Origin of the sequence: Escherichia sp. KTE159 (assembly GCF_000408805.1) — a bacterium.
Classification (GTDB): domain Bacteria; phylum Pseudomonadota; class Gammaproteobacteria; order Enterobacterales; family Enterobacteriaceae; genus Escherichia; species Escherichia marmotae.
Window position 1 is genome coordinate 1,152,387 of the sequence record NZ_KE137292.1, and the last position, 13,738, is coordinate 1,166,124.

At 52.9% G+C, this 13,738-nt stretch carries 13 protein-coding genes; 5 read left to right on the plus strand and 8 right to left on the minus strand.

Annotation, left to right across the window (positions count from 1 at the left end; genetic code table 11):
* Positions 1–66 precede the first annotated feature (66 nt).
* The 8 genes from A31E_RS15955 to xthA all read right to left on the minus strand — a co-directional run bounded on the left by A31E_RS15955 (position 67) and on the right by xthA (position 7,039).
* On the minus strand, positions 67–720 hold the full coding sequence (locus A31E_RS15955) for an ATP-binding cassette domain-containing protein (RefSeq protein ID WP_016248646.1): 654 nt from the start codon (positions 718–720) through the stop codon (positions 67–69).
* A complete protein-coding gene (locus A31E_RS15950; RefSeq protein ID WP_000235013.1) occupies positions 720–2,255 on the minus strand; it encodes an ABC transporter permease family protein in 1,536 nt (511 codons plus the stop codon). The genes A31E_RS15955 and A31E_RS15950 overlap by 1 nt, the downstream gene beginning before the upstream one ends.
* A complete protein-coding gene (locus tag A31E_RS15945) occupies positions 2,228–3,394 on the minus strand; it encodes an ABC transporter substrate-binding protein (RefSeq protein WP_016248647.1) in 1,167 nt (388 codons plus the stop codon). Before A31E_RS15945 ends, A31E_RS15950 begins: the two co-directional genes overlap by 28 nt.
* A gap of 9 nt (positions 3,395–3,403) precedes the next feature.
* Positions 3,404–3,952, minus strand: a complete 549-nt coding sequence (locus A31E_RS15940; RefSeq protein WP_000524099.1) for a carboxymuconolactone decarboxylase family protein — start codon at positions 3,950–3,952, stop codon at positions 3,404–3,406.
* Entirely contained in the window at positions 3,952–4,659 is a 708-nt protein-coding gene (locus tag A31E_RS15935; RefSeq protein WP_016248648.1) for a TVP38/TMEM64 family protein, read from the minus strand. The genes A31E_RS15940 and A31E_RS15935 overlap by 1 nt, the downstream gene beginning before the upstream one ends.
* Positions 4,660–4,673: 14 nt before the next feature.
* Entirely contained in the window at positions 4,674–5,351 is a 678-nt protein-coding gene (gene ydjY, locus A31E_RS15930) for a lipoprotein YdjY (RefSeq protein WP_016248649.1), read from the minus strand.
* Positions 5,352–5,355: 4 nt separating this feature from the next.
* The gene (locus A31E_RS15925) at positions 5,356–6,066 is read right to left on the minus strand and encodes a TVP38/TMEM64 family protein (RefSeq protein WP_016242631.1); all 711 of its coding nucleotides are present in this window, start codon (positions 6,064–6,066) and stop codon (positions 5,356–5,358) included.
* A 166-nt stretch (positions 6,067–6,232) separates the two neighbouring features.
* Positions 6,233–7,039 (minus strand): exodeoxyribonuclease III, encoded by an 807-nt coding sequence (xthA, locus tag A31E_RS15920; RefSeq protein ID WP_000673938.1) that lies wholly within the window; start codon positions 7,037–7,039, stop codon positions 6,233–6,235.
* A gap of 444 nt (positions 7,040–7,483) precedes the next feature.
* On the opposite strand from xthA, the gene astC reads away from it, so the two are divergent.
* The 5 genes from astC to astE are packed head-to-tail and all read left to right on the plus strand — an operon-like array spanning position 7,484 to position 13,511.
* Positions 7,484–8,704, plus strand: a complete 1,221-nt coding sequence (gene astC, locus A31E_RS15915; protein ID WP_016248650.1) for a succinylornithine/acetylornithine transaminase — start codon at positions 7,484–7,486, stop codon at positions 8,702–8,704.
* On the plus strand, positions 8,701–9,735 hold the full coding sequence (astA, locus tag A31E_RS15910) for an arginine N-succinyltransferase (protein ID WP_016248651.1): 1,035 nt from the start codon (positions 8,701–8,703) through the stop codon (positions 9,733–9,735). Before astC ends, astA begins: the two co-directional genes overlap by 4 nt.
* Positions 9,732–11,210, plus strand: a complete 1,479-nt coding sequence (gene astD / locus A31E_RS15905) for a succinylglutamate-semialdehyde dehydrogenase (protein ID WP_001516297.1) — start codon at positions 9,732–9,734, stop codon at positions 11,208–11,210. The genes astA and astD overlap by 4 nt, the downstream gene beginning before the upstream one ends.
* Positions 11,207–12,550: an N-succinylarginine dihydrolase gene (astB, locus tag A31E_RS15900; RefSeq protein ID WP_016248652.1), complete on the plus strand. Its 1,344-nt coding sequence runs from the start codon at positions 11,207–11,209 to the stop codon at positions 12,548–12,550. The genes astD and astB overlap by 4 nt, the downstream gene beginning before the upstream one ends.
* Entirely contained in the window at positions 12,543–13,511 is a 969-nt protein-coding gene (gene astE, locus A31E_RS15895; protein WP_001516299.1) for a succinylglutamate desuccinylase, read from the plus strand. Before astB ends, astE begins: the two co-directional genes overlap by 8 nt.
* The last annotated feature ends 227 nt before the right edge of the window (positions 13,512–13,738 follow it).

Consider the following 13,738-nt stretch of genomic DNA (forward strand, 5'->3'; position numbering starts at 1 on the left):
CGAAAATCCCGACATTGTAGTTTTGAGTGCGCCATTCTGAACTGACGCATCGGGAAAAACTTTGCGTTATCGCAGTTTGTTGTAATTTTCTGACCACTGAGCCATATCCAGAACGGGACTATCGGCAGGAACATCCTGAAAATCGTGGGTGACTTGAACGACGGGGATCGCCAGTTCGCGGACTTCATTGAATACCCACTGACGAAAATTATCGCGCAGAGCTACGTCAAGACGGCTGAACGGTTCATCAAGCAATAATGCCTTTGGCTGGGCGAGAAGGGCGCGCAGCAGAGCCACCCGCGCACGTTGGCCACCAGACAGCGTGGCCGGGTCCTGATGGAAAGTTCCGCCAAGTCCCGCACGCTCAAGCGCATCATCCACTGCATTGCGTCTTGCGTCACCTTTGAGCGTTGACGGTAGTGCCAGTAGTAAATTTTGTCCAACGCTGAACTGATCAAACAACAGCGCATCCTGGAAAAGAATACCAATCTGACGCCGGGCGGTGGGCAGGGTGTCGAGGCGTTGCTCATTGAGCCATAGTTCACCGGTGCAAGAAAATTGTCCCGCCAGTGCGCCAATCATCCAGGAAAACAGCGTAGATTTTCCGCAGCCAGACGGGCCCATTAACGTGACAACGTCACCTTTATTGACTGTGAAATTAACGTTTTCCAGTAAGCAGGTTTCAGGCAAACGTAGCGAAACATCTTTTACGCAGAGCATTAACGGAGTCCTTGTCTGGCAAAACCTACCCATTTTGCAAGCAGGGCGGTAAGGGCAAAAATAATAAGTGGTAATAGCAGTTGCCATAAAGCCTGAGCGGCGAGGATACCGTTGCTGCCGCCACTGCTTAACGCCACTGCTTCAGTCGTCAGCGTCGGGAAGCGCCCCGCACCCAGCCACAGCGTCGGCATATATTGCGCAATGCTGACTGAAAATCCGACAGCGAAGGCAATAAGCGCAGGACGCAGCATGAGTGGGCATTTCACGTAAAAGAATATTTTGCCTCGCGACCAACCCAGCGTTTGGGCAATCAGAATTAACCGTGAGTCAATACGCCGCCAGGCCGGTTGCAGGATAAACAACATCCACGGCATCACCCACAGCAGATGTCCCCACACCACCACAGCCCAGCAGCCATCCAGATGTAACCACAGCGCCAGCGTGTACTGGCCTGCCACCAGCGGCAGCGCTGGTAATAAAATGGGCAGCCATAACCACAATTGGCGACGCTTTGCTCCCCATTCCAGCCACAGCAGTAATAGGATCAAAGCGATGAATGTCGTTGCCAGTCCCATCGTCAGGCTATTGAATAGCGCCTCGTCATTGATCGTCGATTGATCTGCAAGGATCGCCAGCAGAACCACACAGAGCACGCCAGTTAATGGTAATAATCTCGCCAGCGTACTACCGGGCAATAAAGGCGTGGCTGGTTTGCGAACGCCATCTTTGCGGGGAATTGTGCGCCGCCAGGTGCGCCATAAAAGATAGCCCAGCAAAACACAGGTGGCGAGTAACAGCATCAGCAGCAGGCTGGCAAGTGCGCCTTTTATCTGTTGATCGGTGTCGCCCTGGGTTAACCACTGCCAGCTAATTACCGCCAGCGTCGGTGGATTACCCGGCCCAAGGATAATTGCGATATCCACGACCGATAGCGACCAGGCCACAATTGCCAGCATCGCCATTGCCAGTGCGGGAGCGACTGAGGGTAACAGCAGCCAGTTCAGGCATTGCCAGCGGCTGTAGCCCAGTGAATCCAGCACGATGACTTGTTGCAACAGCCTTTTTTCACTCAATACTGCCGCCAAAATCCACAGCAGAAATGCGCTTTCTTTCACCGCCAGAGTAATGCCCAGACCGATACCCAATCTGTCTGTTGGCGGAGTGAGGAAAGGGAAAAACTGATAAACCAGGCCGCCTTCGGCAAACAGTAGCAGGACGCTGGTGGCAAAAGCGACGTGGGGGATGGCGAGCAGCCATGGCAGACGGGCGCACAAATGCAGCCATTTCGCGCCAGGCCACAGCGCCACAATCACCAGCAGGGCAATCAACAACGCACCTACCGCCGCGATAGTTGTCGACACCAGCGTTGCCAGTATTGCCTGTGATAACTGCGGATCGGCAAATAACGCCTGCCAGTGTGTCAACGACAAGGCAGGCGTTATCAGCGTGAGAGCTGCCGGGATCAGCGGTGCGTAAATCACCGCCATCACCACCCACAGCAATAAAATTAATGCGTACCGTAACGGCGTAGCCATTCTTGTTCCAGCACATTTACCCAACCAGCATGCGGTTCCGCCAGTACTGGCGGCAGATCCTGCGGCATTCTTGATTGTAATGTTTCGCGCTGCCCGGCAGGCAGTTTTTGTGGATCAAGAACAGAAGGATCGCCCCAGACCGCAGGATCCGCTTTACGCAGTTGCGCTTCGGGTGAGAGCAGGAAGTTGGCGACCACCTTCGCCGCAGCACTGGCACTGGCGTTGGCAGGAATGGTGACGAAATGCACGTTGCCAATCATTCCCTCGCTAAAGCCAAAGCTGTAACTGCTCGCTGGCAAATCGCCACTGGCTATTTTTTGCCGGGCATGAGCGGGGTTAAAGGTCAGCGACAGGCGCAATGTGCCGGATTTCAGCAGGGCATCCATTCGCGCGGGCGAAGGGGGGAAATCCTTTCCTTCGCGCCACAAATACGGGTGCAGCGCATCGAGATACTGCCACAGCGGTGCAGTAATCTGGGCGAAAGTAGCATCGTTCGGCGCTTCTTTTAATGCAGCGGGATCTGGCGTCAGCATAATCAACAACTGTTCAAGAAATGCTGTGCCGGTAAAGTCTGGTGGGCGTGGATAGGTAACTGCGCCTGGATTGGCTTTGGCAAACTCCAGCAAGGCTTGCGGTGTTTTCGGTGGTTGTGGTGTCAGATCGCGGCGAGCGATAAACGTAAGTTGTGCGCCGCCCCAGGGGGATTCTGCCCCCTCGGTAGCGACAGAAAAATCTTCCCGTACAGGTAGTTGCGTGTCGACATAACGCCAGTTAGGTAATGTTTCCGCCCAGCCGGTTTGCAGCAAATTCGCCTCTTTTAACGTGCGGAAATTTTCACCATTTACCCACAAGAGATCTACCGAGCCGCCCGTTTTACGTCCGGCTGCGGCTTCGGTCTGAATGCGTTTTACTGCGTCAGCGGCATCAGCCAGGCGAACAATCTTCAGGTTTATATCGTAATGCGTTTTCATCTCACCGCTGACCCAGTCGAGATAGCGGTTAATCGCGGTGTCGCCGCCCCAGGCGTTAAACCAGACGATTTGCCCTTTGGCGTCGTTCTTAGTTTCCTGCCAGTCACTGGCATGTGTTGCCAAAGAAAACAGCGATAACAGTCCCAGCAACCACCCACAATGGCGCATCATTTCTCCTTAAGAACGTTTTTCAGGAAGTCGGCACAGTCCCTGGGCGGGAATGGCCATAGCAGAATTAAAACGGGCCGACAGGTTTTGCAGGCCGATTAATGCCGTCAGTTCGGTGAGCGCCTGAGCGTCAAAATGGGCTGCCAGTCGGGTGCGCAGGGCATCATCTACCGTTGGCGGCGTAACGCTGGCGGCTTCGGCGTATTCCAGCGCCAGCCGCTCCTCATCGCTGAACAGCGGGCTTTGCCGCCAGTCGGCCACCGCCAGCAGTTTATCGGTGCTGCCGGTTCGTTCAGCGACTTTCATGCTGGTGATGTCTACGCAAAACTCACACAGGCACATTTGCGCAATGCGCGCGCTGACAAGCGATCGCACCACCGGATCGAGCGGGGAGCGTTTGCGCTCCAGCCAGCCGACAAACATCGACACCAGATAGAAAATAAATGGGATCCGCCCCCACCAGCGAATCGGACTTAGCACCTCACCGTAATGGCGACGATGTAGCCACGCCTGCGGACGTAAAATTAAAGGAATTTTGCTAAGCGGCGGTAAACCCATCAGACATTCCTCTTCTGGCGCTCAAACCATATTTTTTTCGCCATGAAAATCACCACAGTCAGGGCAAACAGGATAAACAGTCCGGTAACAAACCAGAATGTGCCGCCCGTTAACATGCTGCCCGCCCAGGAATAGACAATGGTTGCGGGTAACTGACCAAGCCCGGTGGCGATAAAAAACGGACGAAAACGTATTGATGTCAGGCCGGCAGCATAGCTGATTGGATCAAAAGGGACAAAAGGCAATAACCGACATACCAGGATGGTATGTTTGCCGTAGCGAGTGAAAAAACCGTCCATGCTATCGAGCACGGTTTTACCGGTTAACTTTTCCACTACTTCGCGGCCCATCACTCTGGCGATAAAAAAGCACAGCGCCGCACCCGCCATCGAACTGGTCCACGACAGCAAGCCCCCCCAGAACGCGCCAAACAGCGACGCATTGGCAAAGGTGATCAAAAACGCAGGCAGCGGTGCGGCAATGGCCTGCAAAATCATCAACAAGAATGAGACAACTGCCGCCAGTGTGCCGTAAGACTGAATAAATCGTTCTATACCCTGTTGGTCCACAGCGGCAAACGCCGCAAGGCTGCGGTTGATAAAGTCATGGACGCCAGGAACCAGCGCCCATGCGAGCAGCGTAGCGAACAACAGGATGATGATGGCTGTACGGTAGTACCAGATTTTACGCGAATGCATCTTCATCATCTTTTATCCATGTTTTATTCTGTGATTTTAAAGGTCACCGTTGCCAGCGTGCTATCTGCCGGGAGAACTGACGCATTGCCTTTGAATTTCACTTCGCCACGTTTTTCCACCGCACCATAAGTGTATGTCGCATTGCTGACAATACCGACCGGGCAGCTATCCAGGCACACCAGACAACCGGTTTTTTTCTCTTCTGCCGCCGCTAAATTGCCACCAAAGCGCATGTCCAGTTTCTTGCCATTACTATCAACAATCACTTCATCGAAGGAATACGCTTTTGCCGCCCCTTGCCAGTTCACCGAAATATCCAGTTTACTGCCTGCAACATGGGTAGCTTCTTTGTTATCCATAGTCATATTTTCGCCCGGTGTGCCACCGGCCTGTTTCAGAGCGTCATAAAATGCTTTCGGGGTGGCATATCCCATAAACAGTGATTTATGCCCGTTGGAGCCGTCTTTAAACACAATGCCGTGACGGGTATCGTCGGTGAGGAAACGACCATTAATTTGCACCAGCATAGTTACCGTATGTGCCTGTGTATCGACGCGCAGTGGCTCACTGGCCGAAAGCCCATCGTATTCCACTTTGGCCTCGGTATTCTCTTTTTGATCACAGCCGCTAAGCCCTGCCGCTGCCAGTAAACACAGCGCAGCCAGTCCTTTTTTCCATGACACTGAATATTGTTGCAACATCGTTCTATCCTTCGTTTTTAGGGTGAGTAAGCGGTTGGCTGTCAGAAGCAGTCAGATCCACGTGTTTAAAGCGGGCGTAGCGTTTGGCGAGTTGGACGAGAATAAACAGCGTCAGTCCAGCCAGACAGAGGTTTAAAATAAAGTGCACGGTAATGCCTTCACGGGCGAGATCGCTGGCCATCACGGTATAAATAATAATCCCAGGCAGGGTAGTTAATGCCGAAATAAGGGTAAAAGGCCAGAAGGCTATAGCAGTTAATCCGTAAGCGTAATTTTGAATATTGTAAGGAAACAGCGGGATTAAGCGGGTCAGAATAAGAAAATCGATACCATTACGCGCAATACCTTTTTCAATAGCCTGAAAAGTATGGCTATGACCGACGTATTTCAGCAGCAAGTCACGCCCCAGCCAGCGCGCCAGCAGGAATGAGCACGACGAGGCCAGCGTAGCGGCAATTAACGAAAGTAGCGTTCCCAACAACGGGCCAAAGACTATTCCACCGGCGATCACCAGTACGCTACCGGGTAACAGAAAGAGGGTAGCGATAATGAATAACAGAATATAGAGGCTATAACCGAAAAATCCGCTCTGGCGAATGAGCGTTTGTAAGTGGGGTAAATCGGTGACCAGATCGAATAAACCGAAAGCGTGGATAGCGTAAATTATCAGTGCAAAAAGCAGACAGGCAAAAAGAAATTTACGCTCAGCGTTCATCGTAGAGTTTCCTATATCAAACTTGATAATAGAGAAGTGGTCAGACAACTAAAAACGCAGTGACGGTATAACAAAGGAAGGCAGGCAACAAATCATTACTGACAGTTTGTTGATTTTTCTCAAGGTTAATTCTCCTGACCTCGTGCGGGTCAGGAGAGCAGATAAATTAGCGGCGGAAGGTCGCCCACACAGGTGCGTGATCTGACGGTTTTTCCATACTGCGGATTTCATAGTCGATGCCGGTTTCTACGCAGCATTCCGCCAACGGCTGGCTGGCGAGCAGCAGGTCGATACGCAGACCACGGTTATCGTCAAAACCTTTTGAGCGGTAATCAAACCACGAAAAGCGATCTGCTGTTTCCGGATTAGCGTGACGGAAGGTATCTACCAGCCCCCAGCCGATCAGTCTGTCCATCCATTCGCGTTCTTCCGGCAGGAAGGAGCATTTACCGGTACGCAGCCAGCGTTTGCGGTTCTCTTCGCCAATGCCGATATCCAGGTCGGTGGGGCTGATGTTCATATCGCCCATAATCAGCACCGGATTATCGCGCTTAAGCTCAGTTTCCAGATAGTTTTGCAGGTTCTGGTAGAACTGCGCTTTTGCCGGGAATTTAATTGGATGGTCGCGGCTTTCGCCCTGTGGGAAGTAGCCGTTGATCACGGTGACATTGCCCAGCGGCGAGGGGATTTCTGCCATAATAATCCGCCGTTGAGCCTCTTCGCCGTCGCCCGGGAAGCCGCGACGCACAGCAATCGGCGTCTCTTTGGTCAGCAGCGCCACGCCATAATGGCCTTTCTGCCCGTGATAAAACACGTTGTAGCCGAGCTTTGCCACCTCTTCGAGCGGAAACATATCGTCATGAACTTTTGTCTCCTGCAGACCAATCACATCCGGTTGGTGCTTTTCGACGATGGCTTCAAGTTGGTGAGGTCTGGCGCGCAGACCGTTGATATTAAAAGAGACAAATTTCATAGTCGCTGCCGTTTATTCATATTAAGAGTGCGTGGATGGTAGCAGAAATTCGCTGTACTTACCGCCCGTTGTTAAGTGATTTGATCGATGGTTGTTAATGATGTCAACGATGGCGCAAAAAATGCCCGCTTTTGGTGCGGTCTGCGTCAGAATGGCGCAGTAATTTCCAGTAAATTTCGTCAATGATCACAATTCCAGAATTATATTTTACTTCTGCATAACATTGCGTTTTTTATTCTTTTTATTCATCCGTATCGCAAACGTATTCACTTTATATGCACTTTAAATGCATATCAGTTGGTTATAACTCGTTGATTTTCAGTTGGCCGCCGTCGCTTATGCAATTTTACCCCTGGCTGGCACGAACCCTGCAATCTACATTTACAGCGAAAACATTACTTATAATTAACATATAAATAACTATTTATTTACTGTGGGGTCGCTATGTCTCAGTCAATTACGCGTGAAAACTTTGATGAATGGATGATACCTGTTTACGCTCCGGCACCGTTTATTCCGGTACGCGGCGAAGGTTCGCGCTTGTGGGATCAGCAGGGGAAAGAGTATATCGATTTCGCGGGTGGCATTGCAGTGAACGCGCTGGGCCATGCGCATCCGGAATTGCGCGAGGCGCTAAACGAGCAAGCGAGTAAGTTCTGGCATACCGGTAACGGCTATACCAACGAACCAGTGCTGCGACTGGCGAAAAAACTTATCGACGCGACGTTTGCCGATCGCGTGTTCTTTTGTAACTCCGGTGCGGAGGCCAACGAAGCAGCGTTGAAACTGGCGCGCAAATTCGCCCATGACCGCTACGGCAGCCATAAGAGCGGCATCGTGGCGTTTAACAATGCGTTCCACGGGCGCACGCTGTTTACCGTTAGCGCAGGTGGCCAGCCAGCCTATTCTCAGGATTTTGCGCCACTGCCGCCGGACATCCGTCATGCCGCGTATAACGATCTCAATTCTGCCAGTGCGCTGATTGACGACGCCACCTGCGCGGTAATTGTCGAGCCAGTGCAGGGTGAAGGCGGCGTGGTGCCAGCCAGCAAAGCGTTTTTACAGGGGCTGCGAGAATTGTGTGACCGCCACAATGCATTGCTGATTTTTGATGAGGTACAAACCGGCGTCGGGCGTACCGGTGAACTGTATGCCTATATGCACTACGGCGTAACCCCCGATCTGCTGACCACCGCCAAAGCGCTGGGCGGCGGTTTCCCCGTTGGTGCGCTGCTGGCAACGGAGGAGTGCGCCAGCGTGATGACCGTTGGCACCCATGGCACCACCTATGGCGGTAATCCGCTGGCATCAGCAGTGGCGGGCAAAGTGCTGGATCTTATCAATACGCCGGAAATGCGTAATGGCGTCAAACAGCGCCACGACGGGTTTGTTGAGCGGCTTAACGCTATTAATCATCGCTGCGGTTTGTTCAGTGAAATTCGTGGACTGGGTCTGCTGATTGGCTGTGTTCTGAATGCCGACTATGCCGGACAAGCGAAACAGATTTCTCAGGAAGCGGCAAAAGCAGGCGTGATGGTGCTGATTGCGGGCGGCAGCGTGGTGCGTTTTGCTCCGGCGCTGAATGTCAGCGAAGAAGATATGGCTACCGGGCTGGATCGCTTTGCGCTGGCCTGTGAACGCGTTGTTAGCCGAGGTTCATCATGATGGTCATTCGTCCCGTTGAGCGCAGCGATGTCGCGGCGTTAATGCAACTTGCCAGTAAAACGGGCGGCGGTTTAACGTCGCTTCCTGCCAATGAAGCCACACTTTCGGCGCGTATCGATAGAGCCATCAAAACATGGCAAGGCGAATTACCCAAAAGTGAGCAGGGTTATGTGTTCGTGCTGGAAGAGAGTGAAACAGGTACGGTGGCGGGCATTTGCGCCATTGAGGTGGCTGTTGGGCTAAACGATCCCTGGTACAACTATCGCGTCGGCACGCTGGTTCATGCTTCGAAAGAGCTGAATGTTTATAACGCGCTACCGACGCTTTTTCTCAGTAATGATCACACCGGAAGTAGCGAATTGTGCACGCTGTTTCTCGATCCGGACTGGCGCAAAGAGGGCAACGGCTATTTGTTGTCGAAATCTCGCTTCATGTTTATGGCAGCCTTTCGCGACAAGTTTAACGACAAAGTGGTTGCCGAAATGCGTGGGGTGATTGACGAACACGGCTATTCGCCGTTCTGGCAAAGCCTCGGTAAACGCTTCTTTTCGATGGATTTTAGCCGAGCCGATTTTCTCTGCGGTACTGGTCAAAAGGCATTTATTGCTGAGTTGATGCCAAAACATCCGATCTATACGGACTTTTTATCCCAGGAAGCGCAAGACGTTATCGGTCAGGTACATCCGCAAACGGCACCCGCGCGGGCGGTGCTGGAAAAAGAGGGCTTTCGCTACCGCAACTATATCGACATTTTCGACGGTGGGCCGACGCTGGAGTGTGACATCGACCGCGTTCGCGCCATGCGCAAAAGCCGGCTGGTGGAAGTGGCAGAAGGGCAACCCGCACAGGGCGATTTTCCGGCCTGTCTGGTCGCCAATGAAAATTATCATCATTTCCGCGTGGTGCTGGTGCGTAGCGATCCGGCTACCGAGCGTTTGATTTTAACCGCCGCACAACTGGACGCTCTCAAGTGTCATGCCGGGGATCACGTTCGTCTGGTACGCCTGTGCGCAGAGGAGAAAACAGTATGACTTTATGGATCAACGGCGACTGGGTGACGGGCCTGGGTGCGCTGCGCGTGAAGCGTAATCCGGTATCTGGCGACGTTTTATGGCAAGGCAATGATGCCGATGCTGCTCAGGTGGCGCTGGCATGTCGTGCTGCTCGCGCAGCGTTTCCGCGTTGGGCGCGGCTCTCCTTTGGCGATCGTCAGGTAAGAGTTGAACGATTTGCCGGACTGCTGGAAAGCAATAAAGCTGAATTAACGACGATTATTGCCAGAGAAACGGGTAAGCCGCGTTGGGAGGCGGCAACCGAAGTGACGGCGATGATTAATAAAATTGCTATTTCAATCAAGGCATATCACGTGCGCACGGGTGATCAGCGCAGTGAAATGCCAGATGGGGCGGCAAGCTTACGCCATCGCCCACACGGCGTGCTGGCGGTGTTTGGTCCGTACAATTTTCCTGGGCATTTACCTAACGGGCATATTGTTCCGGCGTTGCTGGCAGGCAACACAATTATCTTTAAACCCAGTGAGCTGACACCGTGGAGCAGCGAAGCGGTAATGCGCTTATGGCAGCAGGCTGGATTGCCGCCAGGGGTGCTGAATCTGGTGCAGGGTGGGCGCGAAACCGGTCAGGCGCTGAGTGCGCTGGAAGATCTCGATGGTTTGCTGTTTACCGGTAGCGCCAACACTGGCTACCAGTTGCATCGTCAGCTTTCCGGTCAGCCAGAAAAAATCCTCGCCCTCGAAATGGGCGGCAATAACCCGCTGATTATTGATGAAGTGGCGGATATCGACGCCGCAGTGCATCTGACTATCCAGTCGGCATTTGTTACTGCCGGACAACGCTGCACCTGCGCCCGTCGTATATTGTTGAAAAGTGGAGCGCAGGGCGATGCGTTTCTTGCTCGCCTGGTTGCCGTCAGCCAGCGATTAACACCGGGCAACTGGGATGACGAACCACAGCCGTTTATCGGCGGGCTGATTTCTGAACAGGCCGCGCAGCATGTTGTTACCGCCTGGCAGGAGCTGGAAAACATGGGCGGACGGACGTTGCTTACGCCACGCTTACTGCAACCAGGTACTTCACTGCTTTCACCTGGAATCATTGACATGACGGGCATTTCTGGTGTGCCGGATGAAGAAGTGTTCGGGCCGTTACTGCGTGTCTGGCGTTATGACACCTTCGATGAGGCGATTAAGATGGCGAACAACACTCGCTTTGGCCTCTCTTGTGGGCTGGTTTCACCGGTGCGGGAAAAATTCGAACAACTGTTACTGGAGGCACGAGCGGGGATCGTTAACTGGAACAAACCGCTGACCGGTGCGGCCAGTACTGCACCATTTGGTGGCGTAGGCGCTTCCGGCAATCATCGCCCCAGTGCATGGTATGCCGCTGATTATTGTGCCTGGCCGATGGCAAGCCTGGAATCGGACTCGTTAACGCTGCCCACTACGCTTAACCCCGGGCTGGATTTTTCCGATGAGGTGGTGCCATGAACGCCCGGGAAGTTAATTTCGACGGGCTGGTGGGGCTGACGCATCATTACGCTGGCCTGTCGTTTGGTAATGAAGCTTCTACCCGCCACCGTTTTCAGGTATCTAACCCGCGACTGGCGGCAAAACAGGGCTTGCTGAAAATGAAAGCCCTTGCCGATGCGGGATTCCCGCAGGCGGTGATCCCGCCTCACGAGCGCCCATTTATTCCGGTTTTGCGTCAACTGGGATTCAGCGGCAGCGATGAGCAAGTGCTGGAAAAAGTTGCCCGTCAGGCGCCGCACTGGCTTTCCAGTGTCAGTTCCGCTTCGCCAATGTGGGTCGCGAATGCGGCGACGGTGGCACCTTCTGCCGACACGCTGGATGGCAAAGTGCACCTGACGGTTGCCAATCTGAACAACAAATTTCACCGTTCGCTGGAAGCACCGACCACCGAATTGCTGTTAAAAGCCATTTTTATTGATGAAGAGAAATTCACCGTGCATTCGGCACTGCCTCAAGTGGCGCTGCTCGGTGATGAAGGGGCGGCAAACCACAATCGGCTCAGTGGTAACTATGGTGATCCGGGTATACAGGTTTTCGTCTATGGCCGGGAAGAGGGCACTGGCACGCGACCTTCCCGTTATCCGGCGCGGCAAACCCGCGAAGCCAGCGAGGCGGTAGCAAGGCTGAATCAGGTTAATCCACAACAGGTAATTTTCGCTCAACAAAACCCGGAAGTTATCGATCAGGGGGTTTTTCATAATGATGTGATTGCCGTGAGCAACCGCCAGGTGCTGTTTTGCCATCAGCAGGCATTCGCCCGTCAGGCGCAATTACTGGCAAATCTGTGTGCGCGGGTGAGCGGCTTTATGGCAATAGAAGTTCCGTCGGCACAGGTTTCCGTAGCGGATGCTGTCTCGACCTATCTGTTTAACAGCCAGTTGTTGAGCCGTGATGACGGTTCGATGGTGTTGGTGCTGCCGCAGGAGTGTCGGGAACATGCCGGGGTATGGCGTTATCTCAATGAATTACTTGTTGCCGATAACCCGATCAGTGAACTGAAAGTTTTTGATTTACGCGAAAGTATGGCAAACGGTGGCGGCCCTGCGTGCCTGCGTTTGCGCGTGGTGCTGACGGCAGAAGAACGTCAGGCGGTGAATCCGGCGGTGATGATGAACGAGACACAGTTTAATGCGCTCAATGACTGGGTGGATCGTTACTACCGCGATCGTCTTACCGCTGCCGATCTTGCCGATCCGCAATTGCTGCGCGAAGGAAGGGAAGCTCTGGATGCACTGACTCGTTTGCTGGATCTCGGTTCGGTTTACCCGTTCCAACGGGAGGGGAGTGGCAATGGATAATTTTCTTGCCCTGACGTTAACGGGTAAAAAACCAGCCGTAACAGCGAGAGAAAGCAACGGTGTCCACTGGCGCTGGCTGGGTGACGGGCTGCTGGAACTGACGCCAGTCACCCCACCGCAAGGTGCGCTGGTGATATCAGCGGGGATCCACGGTAATGAAACGGCACCTGTTGAGATGCTGGAGGCGTTGCTTGGGGCAATTTATCACGGTGAGATTCAGTTGCGCTGGCGGCTGCTGGCGATCCTCGGAAATCCTCCCGCCCTGAAGCAAGGCAAGCGTTATTGTCATAGCGATATGAATCGAATGTTTGGCGGACGCTGGCAGCTATTTGCCGAAAGCGGCGAAACCTGTCGCGCCCGCGAACTGGAACAGAGTCTGGAAGATTTTTATCAACAGGGTAAAGAGTCCGTTCGTTGGCACCTTGATTTGCATACCGCAATTCGTGGTTCATACCATCCGCGTTTTGGTGTTTTACCGCAACGTGACATTCCCTGGGATGAGAAGTTTCTGACGTGGCTGGGCGCAGCGGGGCTGGAGGCACTGGTGTTTCACCAGACGCCTGGCGGCACGTTTACCCATTTTAGCGCCGAACATTTTGGCACCCAGGCGTGTACGCTGGAACTTGGCAAAGCGTTGCCGTTTGGGCAAAACGATCTTTGCCAGTTTGCGCCAACGTCCAGCGCGATTGCCGCGCTGTTATCCGGGATGAGCGTCGGTTTTGATAAAAAGCCGCCATTACGTTACCGGGTGGTTTCGCAAATTACCCGCCACTCCACTGATTTTGAACTGCATATGGCGAGCGAGACATTGAACTTCACGGCGTTTAAGAAGGGGACGTTGTTAGCGCAGGATGGCGAAGAACGCTTTACGGTGACTCATGATGTTGAATATGTGTTATTCCCTAATCCATTGGTGGCGCTGGGATTGCGTGCAGGGTTAATGCTGGAGCAAATAATCTGATGCTTACCTGCAGAAATCATCTGCGGGTATTTACTGGGTTTTTAATGAAATAATACGGATTAATCCTGGTTATTTGCTTTAATTATCACCAGCTATCAGGTATAGTTCTTCATAATTCCTGCAAAATCAGCGTGTTGTAATATTTATTCATCACTCTCCATCAAATTTTCTTTTTTTCTCCATAATTGGCGCAAAAGTGTTTTTTACACTTTCATTGATTTACCGTT

Bases quoted from the DNA above. Each gene is read 5' to 3' on its own strand.
- A31E_RS15955 (WP_016248646.1), bottom strand. From the start codon at position 720: ATGCTCTGCGTAAAAGATGTTTCGCTACGTTTGCCTGAAACCTGCTTA.
- A31E_RS15950 (WP_000235013.1), bottom strand. From the start codon at position 2,255: ATGGCTACGCCGTTACGGTACGCATTAATTTTATTGCTGTGGGTGGTG.
- A31E_RS15945 (WP_016248647.1), bottom strand. From the start codon at position 3,394: ATGCGCCATTGTGGGTGGTTGCTGGGACTGTTATCGCTGTTTTCTTTG.
- A31E_RS15940 (WP_000524099.1), bottom strand. From the start codon at position 3,952: ATGGGTTTACCGCCGCTTAGCAAAATTCCTTTAATTTTACGTCCGCAG.
- A31E_RS15935 (WP_016248648.1), bottom strand. From the start codon at position 4,659: ATGATGAAGATGCATTCGCGTAAAATCTGGTACTACCGTACAGCCATC.
- ydjY (WP_016248649.1), bottom strand. From the start codon at position 5,351: ATGTTGCAACAATATTCAGTGTCATGGAAAAAAGGACTGGCTGCGCTG.
- A31E_RS15925 (WP_016242631.1), bottom strand. From the start codon at position 6,066: ATGAACGCTGAGCGTAAATTTCTTTTTGCCTGTCTGCTTTTTGCACTG.
- xthA (WP_000673938.1), bottom strand. From the start codon at position 7,039: ATGAAATTTGTCTCTTTTAATATCAACGGTCTGCGCGCCAGACCTCAC.
- astC (WP_016248650.1), top strand. From the start codon at position 7,484: ATGTCTCAGTCAATTACGCGTGAAAACTTTGATGAATGGATGATACCT.
- astA (WP_016248651.1), top strand. From the start codon at position 8,701: ATGATGGTCATTCGTCCCGTTGAGCGCAGCGATGTCGCGGCGTTAATG.
- astD (WP_001516297.1), top strand. From the start codon at position 9,732: ATGACTTTATGGATCAACGGCGACTGGGTGACGGGCCTGGGTGCGCTG.
- astB (WP_016248652.1), top strand. From the start codon at position 11,207: ATGAACGCCCGGGAAGTTAATTTCGACGGGCTGGTGGGGCTGACGCAT.
- astE (WP_001516299.1), top strand. From the start codon at position 12,543: ATGGATAATTTTCTTGCCCTGACGTTAACGGGTAAAAAACCAGCCGTA.